13 protein-coding genes are annotated in these 16942 nt (G+C 61.8%); 2 read left to right on the top strand and 11 right to left on the bottom strand.

Annotated elements, in window-relative coordinates; all coding sequences use genetic code 11:
* Positions 1-255 precede the first annotated feature (255 nt).
* Entirely contained in the window at positions 256-1170 is a 915-nt protein-coding gene (locus tag AC1DUP_RS04810) for an alpha/beta hydrolase (protein ID WP_113298814.1), read from the top strand.
* 3 nt (positions 1171-1173) lie between these two features.
* Here AC1DUP_RS04810 and AC1DUP_RS04815 read toward each other — a convergent pair whose 3' ends face one another.
* The 10 genes from AC1DUP_RS04815 to bcoG form a co-directional block, all read right to left on the bottom strand.
* Positions 1174-3177: a CocE/NonD family hydrolase gene (locus tag AC1DUP_RS04815; RefSeq protein ID WP_477832212.1), complete on the bottom strand. Its 2004-nt coding sequence runs from the start codon at positions 3175-3177 to the stop codon at positions 1174-1176.
* 57 nt (positions 3178-3234) lie between these two features.
* Positions 3235-4866, bottom strand: coding sequence for an ABC transporter ATP-binding protein (locus AC1DUP_RS04820; RefSeq protein WP_115037793.1), 1632 nt, complete (start codon positions 4864-4866; stop codon positions 3235-3237).
* The gene (locus tag AC1DUP_RS04825) at positions 4859-5686 is read right to left on the bottom strand and encodes an ABC transporter permease (RefSeq protein ID WP_113309041.1); all 828 of its coding nucleotides are present in this window, start codon (positions 5684-5686) and stop codon (positions 4859-4861) included. Before AC1DUP_RS04825 ends, AC1DUP_RS04820 begins: the two co-directional genes overlap by 8 nt.
* Positions 5683-6690 (bottom strand): ABC transporter permease, encoded by a 1008-nt coding sequence (locus tag AC1DUP_RS04830; protein ID WP_115037792.1) that lies wholly within the window; start codon positions 6688-6690, stop codon positions 5683-5685. The genes AC1DUP_RS04825 and AC1DUP_RS04830 overlap by 4 nt, the downstream gene beginning before the upstream one ends.
* Positions 6691-6781: 91 nt before the next feature.
* Positions 6782-8371, bottom strand: coding sequence for an ABC transporter substrate-binding protein (locus AC1DUP_RS04835; RefSeq protein ID WP_113298640.1), 1590 nt, complete (start codon positions 8369-8371; stop codon positions 6782-6784).
* Between the two features lie 120 nt (positions 8372-8491).
* Positions 8492-9274, bottom strand: coding sequence for a carnitinyl-CoA dehydratase (locus AC1DUP_RS04840; protein WP_477832213.1), 783 nt, complete (start codon positions 9272-9274; stop codon positions 8492-8494).
* Between the two features lie 6 nt (positions 9275-9280).
* Positions 9281-11335, bottom strand: a complete 2055-nt coding sequence (locus AC1DUP_RS04845; RefSeq protein WP_477832214.1) for an acetate--CoA ligase family protein — start codon at positions 11333-11335, stop codon at positions 9281-9283.
* A 3-nt stretch (positions 11336-11338) separates the two neighbouring features.
* Positions 11339-12499 carry an acyl-CoA dehydrogenase family protein gene (locus tag AC1DUP_RS04850; protein WP_477832215.1) on the bottom strand — a complete coding sequence of 387 codons (1161 nt, stop codon included), beginning with the start codon at positions 12497-12499 and terminating at the stop codon, positions 11339-11341.
* A gap of 10 nt (positions 12500-12509) precedes the next feature.
* Positions 12510-14000: a carnitine 3-dehydrogenase gene (locus tag AC1DUP_RS04855; RefSeq protein WP_477832216.1), complete on the bottom strand. Its 1491-nt coding sequence runs from the start codon at positions 13998-14000 to the stop codon at positions 12510-12512.
* Between the two features lie 7 nt (positions 14001-14007).
* Positions 14008-14910, bottom strand: a complete 903-nt coding sequence (gene bcoG / locus AC1DUP_RS04860) for a 3-dehydrocarnitine:acetyl-CoA trimethylamine transferase BcoG (RefSeq protein WP_477832217.1) — start codon at positions 14908-14910, stop codon at positions 14008-14010.
* Positions 14911-14951: 41 nt separating this feature from the next.
* Here bcoG and AC1DUP_RS04865 point away from each other — a divergent pair, with 41 nt between their 5' ends.
* A complete protein-coding gene (locus tag AC1DUP_RS04865) occupies positions 14952-16001 on the top strand; it encodes a GlxA family transcriptional regulator (protein WP_477832277.1) in 1050 nt (349 codons plus the stop codon).
* Here AC1DUP_RS04865 and AC1DUP_RS04870 read toward each other — a convergent pair.
* A complete protein-coding gene (locus AC1DUP_RS04870) occupies positions 15976-16851 on the bottom strand; it encodes a LysR family transcriptional regulator (RefSeq protein WP_113298815.1) in 876 nt (291 codons plus the stop codon). The genes AC1DUP_RS04865 and AC1DUP_RS04870 overlap by 26 nt on opposite strands.
* Between the last annotated feature and the right edge of the window lie 91 nt (positions 16852-16942).

The raw sequence follows: 16942 nt of genomic DNA on the forward strand, positions 1-16942 counted from the left end.
TCGTCGCATGAGTGATCCTCTCGGCGGCGTGGGTCGCAATTGGCACTTTAACGATAGCCGACCGAGTGACTGCGCACTATCGCCTCGCCGACATCGGTTGTTCCGGACAAGCGCGCGGGTCTGTTTTCCAGCGACAGACTTGCCGGCGACACCAAGGGTCGCGGCAAGACAGGTGTCGTGGCGGAGCGCGTGCATGATGAGGTATTGGCTGGCCGCCGCCTCGACAGCATCTTGCGAGCACGTGGAAGGATCTTCATGTCGACCGCCCGACCGATGCCCACCGAAGAGGGTATTCTGGAGTTTCTGGAGATTTGCGAAGGCTTTTATCCGCCGGACGCGGTCGAAGCATCGATCCAGCAGCAACGGCAATGGTACGATGCGCTCTGCGCGCGGTTTGACCACCTTCTGCCGCAGGGGCTGGTCTATGCCGATGGCATGGTGCTGCGTATACCGATCCGCCGGTATCGGCCGCGGACAATCACGACATCAACCGTTCTCCTTTATCTTCACGGTGGCGGCTTCGTTGTCGGCTCGCTCGAAAGCCATCACTCGATCTGTGCTGAAATCGCAGATTTTGCTGGCGCCGAACTCGTTTCCGTCGATTACCGACTGGCACCCGAATACCGCTGGCCGGCGCAGAGCGAGGATTGCTTCCTCGTGTTGAAACACCTTCTGTCGTCTACCGGCGCCAAGGTCGTCCTGATCGGTGACAGCGCAGGCGCCAATCTCGCGGCGGGGCTGGCCGTACGGGCTTTGCAAGAGGATCTGCCCGGCGTCGCCGGCCAGGTGCTGATCTACCCCGCGCTGGGTGGCGACCTGCAAACGGGTTCCTATGTCGAGATGGCGAATGCGCCGGGCCTGACCACGGCCGACGTCGCTTATTACCGTGACGTCGTAGAAGCTCCGCCGCGTGACCCGGTGGCCGAGCCGCTTCACGCAGCCTCGATCAACGGACTTGCGCCCGCCTTCATCACCGTTGCTCACTTCGATCCCCTGAGAGATGACGGCCGCACCTATGCTGCCCGGCTTGCGGCCGCAGGCATCGAGGTCTGGTTTCGGGAGGAGCCGCAGATGGTGCACGCCTGGTTGCGTGCCCGTCACATGAGTGAGGGCGCCCGGGAGGGATTCCGGGCGGTGCGCGAGGCAGTACGGCTATTTGCCTCGCGCTGAGGGCTACATCAGGTCGCGGGCTATCTGCCTTTCGCCAAAGTCCTTCTCGAAGACTTTTAAACCACCTTCATAGGCAGTGACGGTGGCCGCGATGATCCAGTGTGTTGCCGTGCAGCCGATCGAGGCGGTGGCGACCGTGGTGACGGCCCAGCCGGGGCGCTGCATGTCGCAGGTCCAGGTGGACCGCCCCGTCATCGAGAGCGTGTCGTCTGATGCAATCGACCAAATCTCGTCTCGCAGCTGGCGCGTGCTGAGCCCGGTGTCGGGATGCTCGAAGAGGCCGGTATCCTCGCGAATAGCGTATTCGGTCCGGTTGGCCGACAGTTCGTGCGTGACCCGCCTTCTCGTCTCTCCCGGCGCATGCTCGATATATTTCGGCAGCGGATCGGGATTTTCCGGTTCCTTCACGGCAAAAAGCTGATGGTCGCCCAGAAGCGGCAGGGCGAACTCGACCGAAGCGGTGTCGATGACAAGTCCCGGATCGGTCGGCGGTGGCAGGATCATTGGCCAATAGGCCGTCGAAAGCGAAAGGCGGATGCGGTGACCCGCACGAAACCGATAGCCGAAGGCATCCAGAAGCAGCCGCACTGTCGTCTGTTTCCCGCGCTCCATGGGCTCCGGTTCGGCATTGCCATTGCGATGGGCAAGATTGAGGACACCGAATGCAACACGCGTTGCCGTACCGTCAGGATGCACGTCCACAAGCCGTGCGCAGATATTGGCGTTTTCGCCCTCGCAACGCAGCGCAAGAGTGAGGACGGGCCGGCCAAGATAGTCCTGATCGTCAGAAAGCGGTGCGGTTTCGAAAACCAGCGAGCCGGCATCATCCCCACGTTGATCCATCGCCATTTCGGCATCCGGTTTCAGCGTGAAATATTCCCCGGAGGCGGTTCCGGTATCGAGCGGCGAACGCAGATAGACGTCATTCGACAATGCCTGCGGGTCCGCCACACCTTCCTCGAGCCTGCCTGACGGTCCGACGTGCAGTGAATGCATCCTGGGTGCATGCCATGCATCCTTCGCGATCCAAAAACCTGGGTCGGCATCGCGGCGTAGTGCAGGCCGTACGGCATCGAGGACATAGGCGCGAAGCTGCGGCGTCTTCTCCGCACCGTTTTCCTCGCCGCGAAGCCAGCGGTTCCACCAGGCGATCGCCTCGCCGTGGAAGTCCGCGCGCGGCTTCGGCCAGGCGAAATGCGGATACTTGTGCACCCAAGGGCCAATCAACGCTTTCGCATCGGTCCCCAACCCCTCGATCGCCATCAATGGCGTATTGCGATAGCCGTCGGCCCAACCGGCAATCACAAGTGCCGGGATCCGGACACTCGAAAAATCTTCGCAAATCGAACCGTGCTGCCAGAAAGCGTCGCGCCGCTGGTGGGTGAGCCACTCCTCCATGAAGAAGGGCTCCTCCCTGAGGCGTTCCAGCCACATGTCCTTCCAGCGATCGCCGACGACGGCAGGATCTGGCGGGCGGGACTGGTAGCCGAGCATGGTCGCGGCCCAGGAGAGTTGCGCAGAAAGGTGACAGCCGTTCTTGTAATGGATGTCGTCATTATAGCGGTCGACGGTCGAGGCGATCGAAATGACGGCCTTCAGAGCCGGGGGACGAAGCGCTGCGACCTGCAGGCTGTTGAAACCGCCCCAGGAAATGCCCATCATGCCGACCGACCCGTTGCACCACGGCTGGGCGGCGATCCAGGCGATCAGTTCGCAGGCATTGGCAAGCTCAAGCTCGGTATATTCGCCGTCGATCACCCCCTCGGATTCGCCCGAGCCGCGGATATCGACGCGCACTCCGGCAATACCTGCGGCGGCAAAGACCGGATAGGTCGATTCATCGCGCAGGCTCGTGCCATCGCGCTTGCGATAAGGCAAGAATTCGAAGACGGCCGGCACCGGATCGGCGTCTGCTCCATCCGGCATCCAGATGCGCGCGGCAAGGCGCGTTCCGTCCTCAAGTGTGATCCACTGGTTCTCGATCGTCGTGAAGGAGCGTTGGCTCATGGTTCTCCCCGGAAGCAATTGTTCGGGCAGCCAACTGGGATTGGCCGCCTCAATGGTTCAGTTTCCGGCACTTTCCATCCGGCGGGTGGCGAGCACCTTTTCCAGCCAACCGATCTCCATTTCGGGAACGGATTTCAACAGCAGGTCGGTATAGTCGTCGAAGGGCGGCGAGAGCGCCTTCGCCTTCGGGCCGAAGCGCACGAGCCTGCCGCGATGCATCACAGCGACACTATCTGCAATGGCGCGCACGATGGCGATGTCGTGGGTGATGAAGACATAGGAGAGCTTTTCCTCCTCCTGCAGGCGCAGCAGCAGCTTCAGGATACCTTCGGCCACCAGCGGGTCGAGCGCTGAGGTCGGCTCGTCGCAGAGGATGAGCTCGGGTCTCGCGGCAAGGGCGCGTGCGATCGCCACGCGTTGCTTCTGCCCGCCGGAAAGTTCGGCCGGGTAGCGGTTCATGAAGCCGTTGCCCATCTCGATCTGGTCGAGCAGTTCCTTCACCCGGGCAGTCTTCCTGGTGCCGCGCAGGCCGTAGTAGAAGGTCAGCGGCCGGCCGATGATGTCGCGCACGGTCTGGCGCGGGTTCATCGCCGTGTCGGCCATCTGATAGATGAGCTGGATGCGGCGCAGGTCGTCGCGTGGCCGATGCCGGACTTCAGGCGTCAGTGGTTTTCCGGCAAAGGATATCGTACCGGCGGTCGGTGCCAAGAGCCCGGTGATGGCGCGGGCAAGCGTCGACTTTCCCGAGCCAGATTCGCCGACGATTGCCAGCGTCTGTCCCTTTGGGACATGCAGGCTGATGTCGTTTAGCACCCTGAAGCCATTGGAATATTCCGCGCTGACGTTTTCGACCTTCAACAGTGTGTCGGACTGGTCAATCGCCTCCTGTCGCAGCGTTTGCCGGACATTGACGAGGGCGCGCGTATAATCCTCCCGCGGTTCTTCGATGATCTGCTTGACGCTGCCATATTCCACGGTTCTGCCGTGCCGCAGCACCATAATGTCATCGGAGATCTGCGCGACGACAGCCAGATCATGGGTGATGTAGAGAGCAGCGGTATGGGTCTCTTCGATCGCATGCTTGATCGCCGCCAGCACGTCGATCTGGGTGGTGACGTCAAGCGCCGTGGTTGGCTCGTCGAAGACGATCAGTTCGGGATTGGAGCAGAGCGCCATCGCCGTCATGGCCCGCTGCAGCTGGCCGCCCGAGACCTGGTGGGGGAAGCGTTCGCCGAAGCTTTCGGGATGGGGAAGACCAAGCACCTGAAACAAGTAGAGCGCCCGTTTCTTCGCCTCCTGCTTATTCATCAGCCCGTGCTTGACCGAGGCCTCGATCACCTGGTCGCCGAGCCGGTGGGCGGGATTGAAGGCGGCCGCGGCCGACTGTGCGACGTAGCAGACGCGGGCGCCACGGATCTGCCGGATGCCGCCCCTGCCGAGGGTGAGTATATCGCTGCCGTCAAGCAGCACCTGGCCACCGGTAATCTCCGCGCCGCCGCGACCATAGGCAAGTGCAGAGAGCCCGATCGTCGACTTTCCGGCGCCGGATTCGCCGATCAGGCCGAGCACCCGGCCTTTCTGCACATCAAAGGAAACGCCGTCGACGATGGTCACACGCTTCGGCGCTTCGCCCGGTGGATAGCTGGTGGCTTCGATCTTGAGATTGCGCACGGAAAGAAGATCAGGCATCGCCGCGCCCTCCCTTGAGGCTCGAGGTTCGTTTCAAAAGCCAGTCGACAACAAGGTTGACACAGACGGCAAGCACGGCGATCGCCGTCCCCGGCACGAGGGCGGCCGAAATGCCGAAGATGATGCCGTCCTTGTTGTCTTTGACCATCCCGCCCCAGTCGGCCGAAGGCGGCTGGATGCCGAGACCGAGGAAGGACAATGTCGACAGGAACAGGATCGAGAAGGCAAAACGCAGGCCGAACTCGGCAAGCAGCGGCGTCATGGTATTCGGCAGAATCTCCCGGAAGATGATCCAGAGCTTTCCTTCGCCGCGCAGCTTGGCCGCCTCGACGAATTCCATGACCGCGACATCGAGCGCCACGGCACGGCCGAGACGATAGACACGGGTGGAATCGAGGATAGCCATGACGAGGATCAGCACGATGATGTTCTGTGGCAGGACAGCAAGTACCACGAGCGCGAAGATCAGCGTCGGGATCGACATCATCAAGTCGTTGAAACGGGAGAAGATCATGTCGATCATCCCGCGCGAGACGGCTGCCGTGAAGCTCAAGATGACGCCTAGCGAAAAGGAGATGATGGTGGCGGCGAGTGCCACGAAGAGTGTTGTGCGCGCGCCGTAGATCAGACGAGAGAGGATGTCACGGCCGAGATTGTCGAGGCCGAAGATATATTGCGCGTCCGGTATCTGCCAGACGCTGCCGACGACCTCGGTCTCGCCGTGGGGAGCGATGAAGGGCGCAAAGAGCGCGAAGATGAAAGCGACGGCGATGCCGATCATGCCGATCCAGGCGGTGATGGGGATGTCTCTCAATCTCATCTTGGATGCCTCAGCCTGGGATTGGCGATGATGGCGAGGATGTCAGCCAGCATGTTGAGGAAAATGTAGACGGAAGCAAAGATCAGGCCGCAGGCCTGCACCACCGGCATGTCGCGCACGGTGACGGCATCGACCATATACTGGCCCATACCCGGGTAGACGAAGACCACCTCGACCACGACCACGCCCACCACAAGATAGGCAAGGTTCAGCGCCACGACGTTGATGATCGGTGCAAGTGCGTTCGGCGCGGCATGCTTGACGATCGAGCGGAATGCAGAAAGCCCCTTCAATTCTGCCGTTTCCATATAGGCCGACGACATGACGGAGAGAATTGCAGCGCGTGTCATGCGCATCATGTGGGCAAGCACGACGAGCACGAGGGTCGCCGTCGGCAGGGCGATGGCCTTCAGCCGGTCGACGAAGCCCATGCTCTCGTAGACCGTGGCGGGAAAGGTGGCGACGCCGAATTTCACGGCGAAAAACATGATGAGCAGGTAGCCGATGAAGAATTCCGGCAACGAGATTGCCGCAAGCGAAATGATGTTGATGATCTTGTCCGGCAGGCGGTTTCGGAAGTGTACCGAGACCATGCCGAGACCGACGGCAAGCGGAACGGAGATCAACGCGGCAAATCCCGCAAGGAAGAGCGAGTTGCCGAGCCGCTTGCCTATCTGCTCGCTGACGGAATTCTTGCTGGCCCAGGAGGTGCCGAAATCCCCCTTTACGGCATTTCCGAGCCATTCGACGTAGCGTGTCGTCACCGGCCGGTCGAGCCCGAGATCTTTGCGGATATTGGCAACCGCCTGCGGCGTTGCCGACTGGCCGAGATAGGTCGTGGCGAAATCGCCAGGCAGGGCTTCAAGGCCGCCGAAGATCAGGATGGAGACGGCAAAGAGCAGGATGATGCTGAGCACGAAGCGCTCGAGAATGAGGGCAAGCAGCGGAAAACGCTGCCGGAACCTAAGGCCGGGCAGGATATTGCCTGGGATCGGATTGGACATGATGAAGGCCTCGCGCTGAAACGTCAGGAGGACCGCGGGGGGTATCCCACGGTCCTGGCTTCGGTGGAGATCGGAGGGCAGACGCCCTTCGTCAGGCCTCCAGCCAGACGCGTGTCGCGACGTATCCATTCGACATGTCGTTGCCGATGTCGTGGACATAGCCTTTCACCTGTTTGGTGGAGGCGTTCACGAAGTCGTTGAACATCGGCAGGATGACGCCACCTTCGTCGCGGACCATCATCGCCATGGCGCGATAGAGCTCCTTGCGCTTGGCCTCGTCGAGTTCGGAACGGGCCTGAAGCAAAAGCTTGTCGAAATCCGGACGCTTGAAGCGGGTGTCGTTCCAGTCGGCCGTCGAAAGGTAGGCGGTGGAATACATCTGGTCCTGCGTCGGACGCCCGCCCCAGTAGGATGTGGAGAAGGGCTGGACGTTCCAGACGTTCGACCAGTAGCCGTCGCCGGGCTCGCGCTTGACCTCTATCTCGATGCCGGCTTTCTTGCAGCTTTCCTGATAGAGGACGGCAGCATCGACGCCACCCGGGAAGGCGACTTCCGATGTGCGCAGCAGAACCGAGCCGCTATGGCCCGACTTCTTGTAGTGGAAGGCCGCCTTGTCCGGATCATAGGCGCGCTGTTCGATGCCCTCTGGGAACAGCGCGTAGGTGCTATTGATCGGGAAATCGTTGCCGACTTTGCCGTAACCGCCGAGGATCTTCTGCACCATGGTTTCACGATCCATGGCGTATTTGAGCGCGAGGCGCAGGTCGTTATTGTCGAACGGTGCCTTGTCGCAATGCATGATGAAGACGTAGTGGCCACGTCCGGCAGTCGAAAGGATTTCGACAGTCGGAGCGCGCTTCAGGAGATCGACAGTCTTCGGATCGACGCGGTTGATGTAGTGCACCTGGCCGGACGAAAGTGCGGCGATGCGCGCCGTGGCATCGTTCATCCCGATGATTTCGACGGAATCGACATAGCCACGATCGGTGCGCCAGTCGTCGGCGTTTTTCTCGAAGGTGGCGCGCACGCCCGCCTCGAAGCTCGTCAGTTTGTAGGGGCCGGTGCCGATCGAGGCGAGCGGATCGTCCACACCGCCGTTCGGCTGGATGACCAGATGATAGTCGGTCAAAAGCAGCGGCATGTCGGCATTGCCTTCAGACAGCGTCAGAACAAGGTCGGCGCCGTCCGCCTTGATTTCCTTGATCGAGCCGAGAACGCCGAGCGCGCCGGATTCCGATGCCTTGTCAGTATGACGCTTGAGGGTCGCGACCACATCATCGATCGTCAGTTCCTTGCCATTGTGGAACTTGACGCCCTTGCGGATCTTGAAGGTCCAGATCGCCGCATCCTTCGACGGCTCCCAGGATTCGGCAAGCGCCGGCACCGCGGCACCCGTCAGCGGGTCGGATTCAACCAGCATGTCGCCCCAGCAGCGACCGACGCAGAACATGAACTGTGACAGGAATTTCGCCGGATCCTTGGAGTCGGTTGCAGCTCCGCCCTCCAGGCCAAGCTTCAGATGACCGCCGCGCTTCGGTTCGGCGGCTTCGGCACTTTCGGTAAAGAGCTTGTCGGCAACAGCAAGCGTCAGGCCGGCTGCCATGGCACGTCCCAGGAATTCGCGGCGGCTGAGGCCGCCGGCGGTCACCCGGCTTGCGAGATATTTCGTGTAGTCGTTCATTCCCCTTCTCCTTCTTATGGTGCGTTGACTTCGATTTTGGGCATGATCCACGCGCGGTTTCCTCTTCCGTTCGTGGTGCCCGTACGCTTGCGGGAAGACGATGCGGTTGCCGCCGCCTTGTTAGCGTCCTTTCCAGTTAGGGCTTCGTTTCTCGGCGAAAGCCCGTGCGCCCTCCAATTGGTCCTCGCTCGAATAGAGCCTGTCGACCGTTGCAAACTGCCGTTTGGTGATTTTGTTCATGGCAGTCTGGAAGGTCGAGCCCTCCGATTCACGCACGATTTCCTTGATTGCCGCATAGACGAGCGGCGGTCCGCTTTCGAGCAGGCGGGCAAGATCCCAGGCCCGCTCCATCAGCTTGTCCGTTGGCAGGATTTCGTTGACGAAACCCCAGCGATGCGCCTCCTGGACGTCAAGCCAGCGGCCGGTCAAAAGCATGTCCATGGCGATATGATAGGGAATGCGCTTCGGCAGCTTCACCGAAGCGGCGTCGGCAACCGTGCCGGAGCGGATTTCCGGAAGGGCGAAGGTCGCATGCTCGGCTGCTAGGATCAGGTCGGCCGAGAGCGCGATCTCCAGCCCGCCGCCGCAACAGATGCCGTTGACAGCACAGATGACCGGCTTGTTGAGATCGCGCAGTTCCTGCAGCCCGCCGAAACCGCCGACACCATAATCGCCGTCGACCGCGTCGCCTGCAGCGGCTGCCTTCAGGTCCCATCCGGCACAGAAGAATTTCTCGCCCGCGCCGGAGATGATCGCCACGCGCAGCGTAGGGTCGTCGCGGAAATCACGGAATATCAGTCCCATGGCGCGGCTGGTGGCAAGGTCGATGGCATTTGCCTTCGGCCGATCGATGATGACTTCCAGCACTGCGCCAACCTGTCGGGTGCGAATGGGGTCGCTCAACCTATGCTACCTCCTTCGCCGGATCAGGGCATCGACTGCGGCAACGCCGCGACTTTCGGGAAGAACCAACAATGGATTAATGTCCAGTTCCTCCAGCCGTGCCGCATTCATTACGACATAATCTGCCGCCCGTGCGACAGCCGTTACGGTCGCCTCGAGGTCGCCTCTCGGGCGTCCACGATAGCCATCGATCAGTTTTGCGATCTTCAGGCGTGTAATTGCCTCGGAAATCTCCGCTCTCGTCGTCGGCAACGGCAAAATGACGGAATCCTCCAGCAATTCGACGAAAATCCCGCCGGCGCCAAGCGTCAGTGATAATCCGAAAACCGGGTCGCGGGAGGCGCCGATAATCAGCTCGGCGACGGGACGGTCGATCATCTGCTCGACCAGAAAACCGCTTGTCGCAGCCATCTTTGATGCGGCATCCGATACGGCCTTCGCATCCTTCAGGTTGAGTGCGACTGCGCCAGCCTCTGTCTTGTGGGCGATGCCCAGAGCTTTCAGGACGACGGGGAAACCGATCCGCTCAGCGCAGTCTGCCGCCTGAAGGGGCGAGCTTGCAATCAGGCCTTTGGGTATTCGAAGGCCGGCGAGGTTGAGTTCGGCCTTGGCATCGGCCTCCGTCAGCGTTTCGATTGCACCTTCAACGGGCGACACATCGAGAAGCGGCAGAGGAGGTGGTTTGCGCCAAGCACGGCCGATACCGGCTGCGACTTCCGCAGCAATCAGGACTTCATCTATGCCGCAGAAGGGAACGACGCCTTCGGCGATCAGGCGGCTGGCAACGGCTTCCGGCATGGTCTCGGGCAGGGTCGCCAGGATCCCGGCGAGTGCGCCTGTCGCAGCGGCTGCGGCAATGACGGCATCCGCCGTCGTCACCCAGTCGGCTGTACTGCACCGGTCGGTGCGGGGAAAATCGAGCACGACGAGATTAAGGGCGTAGCTGCCCTCGAACATGGCAGTGAAAGCCTCTTTCTGGCGCGCAAGATCACCCCACACAAACGTGTGGTAGTCGAGCGGATTGGAGAGTGTCACCATATCGCCAAGTATGCGTCTCAGACGCGGCAATTGCTCGGGTTCGAGGTCCCGGAACGTGACGGCGCGCCCGATTGCGGCATCCGCCATCAACGAGGCCTCGCCACCCGAACAGCTCATCGAGGAGATTGAAGGGCCTGGCAGCGGGCCGGCGACATGCAGGAGCTTGAGTGTTTCAAGCAGCGCCGGCAGCGTTTCGACGCGACCCAGGCCTAGGCGGGCAAGCACCGCATCGGCCAGTGCATCGCCACCGGCAAGCGATGCGGTGTGGGAGAGCGTTGCCTGCCTTGCCTGTTCGGACTTGCCGACTTTCAGCACGACGACAGGCTTTCGCGTCAGGCGGGCGGTAGTGGCGAGCCGTTCGAGCGCTGCTGGATCTCCAAAGCCTTCGATATGCAGGCCAAGCGCCGTCACGCGGGGGTCGGAAAGCAGGCCACAGGCGACGTCGGACAGCGAAGTTTGCGCCTGGTTGCCTGCCGTTACGACATAGGCGATCGGCAGACCACGTGTCTGCATGGTCAGGTTGAGCGCTATATTCGACGATTGGGTCAGGATCGCCACGCCGCGATCGACACGCGCCATGCCGTGCTGGTCGGGCCAGAGCAGCGCGCCGTCGAGGCCGTTGATGAAGCCGTAGCAGTTCGGCCCAAGGATCGGCATATCGCCTGCAGCGGCAATCAGCGCCTTTTGCAGGTCGGCGCCATCGGCAAGTTCCGCCACGGCCTCGCTGAAGCCCGAGGCATAACAGACTGCGCCGCCGGCGCCAGCCGCCGACAGGCTGCGGACGATCTCGATGGTCAATGTTCTGTTGACGCCGACGAAGGCCGCGTCTGGCGGAGAGGGCAGTTCGGAAACGTTCTTGTAACAGCGCCGTCCGAGGACCTCGTCGAGCGTCGGATGAACGGGCCAGATCTCACCCGCAAACCCCATCCGGTCGCACTGTTCGATCACCCGGCGCGCCTCACGGCCACCGAAGACGGCGATCGTTTGTGGTCTGAACAGGCGCTCGAGCGGGCGGGACGTCATCGGCTACGCTCCCAGAGGCCGCAGGAGATCGCGGCTGATGATATGCCGCTGGATCTCCGATGTGCCGTCCCAGATGCGCTCGACACGTGCATCACGCCAGAAGCGGGCGAGCGGCAGGTCGTCCATCAGGCCCATGCCGCCATAGATCTGGATCGTCTCATCCGTGACGCGGGCAAGCATTTCAGAGGCGTAGAGCTTGGCCGACGCGATTTCGCGATCGGAGGACAGGCCGGCATCCAGGCGCCATGCCGCCGAAAGCGTCAGCCAGTCGGCTGCGTCGATCTCCGTGATCATGTCGGCAAGCTTGAAGGAGACGCCCTGGTTGGCGCCGATCGGCCTGCCGAACTGCTTGCGCTCGGCGGCATAGGACAAAGCCATGTCGAAGACGCGGCGCGCCCGGCCGACGCAGGTGGCGGCGACCGTCAGCCGCGTGCCATAGAGCCACTGGTTGGCAAGCTCGAAACCGCGATGGAGTTCGCCAAGCACCTGGGACTGCGGAATACGGCAGTCGGCAAAGCTCAGGGTACAATTTTGATAGCCGCGGTGGGAGACAGAATCATAGCCTTTGAGAATTTCGAAGCCCGGCGTGCCGCGGTCGACCAGAAATGCGGTGATCTTCTTCTTAAGGCCCTTTGGCGTTTCCTCCTCGCCGGTTGCGGCAAAGACGATGATGAAATCGGCGGCATCGGCATGCGAAATGAAATGCTTGGTGCCATTGAGCACGAAATCGCTGCCGTTGCTGCGAGCGGTGCATTTCATGCCGCGCATGTCGGAGCCGGCATCGGGCTCGGTGATCGCCAACGCGTCGATCTTCTCGCCGCGGACGGCAGGCAGGAGATAGCGTTCGCGCTGCTCCTTATTGCAGGCCATCAGGATGCCAGAGGGACGGCCGAAAAAGACCGTCAGCGCCATTGAGCCGCGGCCAAGCTCACGCTCGACCAGCGTGAAGGTGACATGGTCGAGGCCGGCGCCGCCAGCCTCTTCGGGGAAATTGCAGGCATAGAAACCGAGATCGATGCACTTGCGCCGGATCTCAACGGCGAGATCCGGCGGGACGATGCCGGTGCGCTCGACTTCGTTTTCATACGGATAGATTTCGGTTTCGACGAAGCCGCGGACCGTCTCGACGATCATTTCCTGTTCTTCGCTGAGGCCGAAATCCATGCTGATCTCCTTACCGTTTCGGACCGACATGGCGGCCGGCGCCTTCCGGGGGAGGCAGCGTTGAGTGAGCCGCCGCAATAGCATTCGCCTTGTCGAGCACGTGTGATGGCGCTGGGGTCGCCTTGCCGGCGCCGGTATCGACATGCAGCAGCATCTGCTCGGCAGAGGCGAGCACGGCGCCGCTCTCGGTGTCGCAGATCGTGTGGAAGAGGTGCAGCCGCTTCTCATCGACTGCGAGGATCTGGCATGTCGAATGGATGGCCTGCCCGAGCTTTGCCTCGCCGAGATGGCGGATATGGGTCTCGACCGTATAGTAGCTCTGCCCGGCCTCGACATAGGCAAGATCGACCCCGATCAGGCGCAAGAGCGCGTCGGAGGTGTCGCCAAAGACCTGCAGGTAGCGATGCTCCGTCATATGGCCATTATAGTCGACCCAGGCGGGGCTTACCTTCGTCTCGACGAGCTTCAGGGGCTCTGTAGGATCGGCAGCAGTGGTTTTCCCGCCGCCTGCGGCCCAGAGGGCACGTTCGAAATCCTTCAGCAACTCGCCAGCGCCCCAACCCTTGCCGTCGTTTCCAGCCTTCAGCGCCTGCAGGATGCCGACGAGGTTTTCGTCGCGGATGCGCTCCAGTGCGCGGATTGAAAGGCCGGCAGCCTGTTCGTCGGACTGTTTTCCGATCTTCTCGATCAGCGCTTCGTCGAGATCGACGACGTCGGTAAGCTTCGTCCAAGGCCAGGCAAGGCATGGCCCGAACTGGGCGAGGAAATGGCGCATGCCAGCCTCGCCGCCGGCGATGCGATAGGTCTGGAACAGGCCCATCTGCGCCCAGCGCAGTCCGAAGGAATAGCGGATGACGTCGTCGAGCGTCTCGACGGTGCAGATATCGTCATGGATGAGCCAGAGCGCTTCGCGCCAGAGCGCCTCCAGCAGCCGGTCGCCGACGAAGGCTTCGATCTCCTTTGCGATGTGGACCCCCTTCATGCCGATCGGAGCCAGGCGCTCCATCGCTGCCTCGATGGTCGCTTTCGAGGTCTTCTCGCCGCCGACGATCTCCACCAGCGGCAGCAGATAGACGGGATTATAGGGATGGGCGACGAAGAGGCGTTCGGGATGCTTCATGTCGCGCTGCAGGTCGCTCGGCAGCAGGCCGGAGGTAGACGAGCCGATCAGGGCATCCGGGCGTGCGGCAGCATCGATCTCGCTCAAGACGCGGCGCTTCAAATCGAGCCGTTCCGGCACGCTTTCCTGGATCCAGTCGGCACCGGAGACGGCCTCTTGCAGGGATTTTTCGAAGGTGAGCCTGCCGCGTGGCGGTAGCGGTGCGCCAGTCAGCATCCCATAGGCCTTTTCCGCATTGGCAAGGACCTCGCCGACGATGCGGCTTGCTTCCGGATGCGGGTCGAAGACGCTGACATCAATGCCGGCAAGCAGAAAACGTGCAATCCATCCGCCGCCGATGACGCCGCCGCCGATACAGGCCGCTTTGCTAATCCCTGTCATGTCGTCCTCAGCGCTTCGTCAAATTCAGTTTCTTGCGGACGTCCTCAGGACCGATGATCCGGGCGCCCATGCCTTCGACCACCTGCACGGCCTTTTCGACGAGCTGCGCATTGGTGGCGAGCGCGCCCTTGCCGACATAAAGATTGTCCTCCAGCCCGACCCGGACATTGCCGCCCGCCAGAACCGCGGCGGCCGGATAGGCCATGGCGTTGCGGCCGATCGAAAAGGCCGAGAAAGTCCAGCTGTCGGGCACGTTGTTGACCATTGCCATGAACGTGTTGAGATCGTCAGGAGCACCCCACGGAATGCCCATGCAGAGCTGGATCAATACCGGATCCTCGATCAGGCCCTCTTCGGCGAGCTGCTTTGCAAACCACAGATGGCCGGTGTCGAAGGCTTCGATCTCGGGGCGCACGCCGAGATCGGTCATCTTCTGCGCCATTGCCCGCAGCATGGCGGGCGTGTTGGTCATGACGTAGTCGCCGAGACTGAAGTTCATCGTGCCGCAGTCGAGCGTGCAGATCTCCGGCAGGCATTCGGCGACATGGCTGACGCGCTCGGTTGCCCCTGCCATATCGGTCCCCTCTGTCTTCAGGGGGAGGGGGCTTTCAACGTCTCCGAAAATCAGGTCTCCGCCCATGCCGGCCGTCAGATTGAGGACCACGTCGATATCGGCCGAACGGATGCGGTCGGTAACCTCCTTGTAGAGGTCGTTGCGACGGCTCGCGGCACCGGTTTCCGGATCGCGAACATGGCAGTGAACGACTGCCGCCCCAGCCTTGGCGGCGTCGATCGCGGAATCCGCGATCTGCTTGGGAGTAATGGGAACGTGGCTGGATTTCGAAACCGTATCGCCGGCACCGGTGACGGCGCAGGTGATGAAAACATCGCGGTTCATCGCAAGAGGCATGTTTGTTGTTCTCCCTCGTCTTGAGGGCATTACGCGCCAGGATGGGAGAGGATGCTTTGCATTTTCGGAATCGATCGATACATTATCGGAACACCAGGGAGGGGAGTTTGCTGGAGCGATCGACGGAACGGCTCGACATCGATCTTCTCGTCCTGCCGGACACCAATTTGATCCTGATTGCCTCAGTGATCGAGCCGCTGCGGGGAGCAAACCGCATCTCCGGCAGCGAGCTCTATAGCTGGCGCATTTTCACCCCTGACGGAGCGGCTGTGCCGACAACCAGCCACATTGCCATACCGGCGCAGGGAACGTTCCAGACCACGGCATCAGATACTCCGCTCTTCGTGTTGGCGAGCTACAACTGGCGTCAAAGCGCGACAGCAGGCCTGAAGATGCAGCTATCGCAGGCGGCACGCCACCGGACGATGATCGCCGGCATTGAGTCCGGCACCTGGCTGCTTGCTGAAGCCTGCCTGCTCGACGGCTTGTCAGCCACTGTCCATTGGGAGGATTACGAGGATTTCGCGCTTGCCTATCCGCAGGTATTGGCTGTCAAGGACCGGTTCGTCATCGACGGCAAGCGGCTGACGACATCAGGCTCGCTGCCGACCGTGGACCTGATGCTGGAGGTGATCCGGCGACGCCAGAGCTATTCGCTGGCGCTCGAGGTCAGCCGGCTGTTCCGCTACGAGCAGCCATCCTTTCACGCCGACGAGGCGCTCTCGGCAGGCTTGCGCGTGGACGATCCGCGCGTGGCCCAGGCGGTGCGGTTGATGGAGGACAATATCGAGCAGCCAATCGTGCTGGCGCGGCTTGCACGCAGGGTCGGCATCAGTGCCCGGCACCTGCAGGATCTCTTCCAGGCGTCGATCGGTGCGCCGCCTCATATCCATTATCTTGCCCTGAGACTGAACGCAGCGCGGCGCAGGGTGATCGAGACGACGGCGTCCTTTGCCGACATCGCAGCCTCAACCGGCTTCAATTCGGCCTCCGCCTTTGCGCGAAGCTATCGGGCAAGCTATACCGAAAGCCCCTCGGAAACGAGGCGACGGCTGAGGCGCCCCGTCAGGCAATCGGAGGCGCGGCCATAGGCTGGAAGGCGTCGCGGATCATCTCGGCAAGCTCGCGAACCGCTTCGCTCGACCGGAACGTGTTGCGACGAAGCACGACCTTGGAGGAATCGATCGGCGGGAAGCCGTCCTCCGTCGTCAGTTCCCGGCAGCCGGGCGGGATATTGCTGCGTGACAGCGTGGTGACGGCCAGACCGGCCGTCACTGCATTCTTCAGCCCGGAACTGGTATCGGCAATGAAAGCGACCCGGTAGTTGCGTCCGAGCTGGTGCAGCGACTTCAATGCAAACTCGCGACACCAGCTTGAGTCTCTGTAGGTGGCGATCGGCAGCGGGTTGATGTCATGCAGCCGGTGGACGATCGAGGTCACCCAGACGGTCGGATCGATGCAGAGTACTTCGCCACTCATCTGATCGCTCCAGTCGAAAACGACGGCGAGATCGAGTTCGTCGCGTTCCAGGGCGGCGATGTTGCGGACGGTATAATCGCAGGAGATCGTGACCTCGACGGCGGGATGGCGCACCGCAAAGGCCGCAAGTGCGGCGGGCAGCACCGTCTGGCTATATTCCTCGGGGATGCCGATGCGGACCGGGCCTCCGAGCGGCTTGCTCCGGATCGTGGCTGCAGCCTCGCTCAAGAGATCGATGACACGTCGGGCATAGGGGACGAGCTGGACACCTTGACGCGTCAGCACGACGCCTCGGGCGCCACGCTCGAACAGCGTCTCACCGATCGTCTCCTCCAGCTTCTTGATTGCCGCGCTGATTGCGGACTGCGTCCTGCCGACGCGCTGCGCCGCAGCCGAGAAATTGGCAGTCTCGACGACGACGAGGAAAGTTCTGAGAAGATCGCTTTCGACGGGTTCGCGCATGGGCAGCCATAGAAAAATTCGATGGTATTCATCTCTACTATTCGTTTGTCTGATGTCAATGGCCGGTGCAGAAAGGATATGCGTTGACTTT

It is taken from the genome of Rhizobium sp. 01L419 (genome assembly GCF_056400025.1).

Bases quoted from the DNA above. Each gene is read 5' to 3' on its own strand.
- AC1DUP_RS04810 (WP_113298814.1), top strand. From the start codon at position 256: ATGTCGACCGCCCGACCGATGCCCACCGAAGAGGGTATTCTGGAGTTT.
- AC1DUP_RS04870 (WP_113298815.1), bottom strand. From the start codon at position 16,851: ATGCGCGAACCCGTCGAAAGCGATCTTCTCAGAACTTTCCTCGTCGTC.
- AC1DUP_RS04830 (WP_115037792.1), bottom strand. From the start codon at position 6,690: ATGTCCAATCCGATCCCAGGCAATATCCTGCCCGGCCTTAGGTTCCGG.
- bcoG (WP_477832217.1), bottom strand. From the start codon at position 14,910: ATGCCTCTTGCGATGAACCGCGATGTTTTCATCACCTGCGCCGTCACC.
- AC1DUP_RS04845 (WP_477832214.1), bottom strand. From the start codon at position 11,335: ATGACGTCCCGCCCGCTCGAGCGCCTGTTCAGACCACAAACGATCGCC.
- AC1DUP_RS04825 (WP_113309041.1), bottom strand. From the start codon at position 5,686: ATGAGATTGAGAGACATCCCCATCACCGCCTGGATCGGCATGATCGGC.
- AC1DUP_RS04850 (WP_477832215.1), bottom strand. From the start codon at position 12,499: ATGGATTTCGGCCTCAGCGAAGAACAGGAAATGATCGTCGAGACGGTC.
- AC1DUP_RS04855 (WP_477832216.1), bottom strand. From the start codon at position 14,000: ATGACAGGGATTAGCAAAGCGGCCTGTATCGGCGGCGGCGTCATCGGC.
- AC1DUP_RS04865 (WP_477832277.1), top strand. From the start codon at position 14,952: ATGGGAGAGGATGCTTTGCATTTTCGGAATCGATCGATACATTATCGG.
- AC1DUP_RS04815 (WP_477832212.1), bottom strand. From the start codon at position 3,177: ATGAGCCAACGCTCCTTCACGACGATCGAGAACCAGTGGATCACACTT.
- AC1DUP_RS04835 (WP_113298640.1), bottom strand. From the start codon at position 8,371: ATGAACGACTACACGAAATATCTCGCAAGCCGGGTGACCGCCGGCGGC.
- AC1DUP_RS04820 (WP_115037793.1), bottom strand. From the start codon at position 4,866: ATGCCTGATCTTCTTTCCGTGCGCAATCTCAAGATCGAAGCCACCAGC.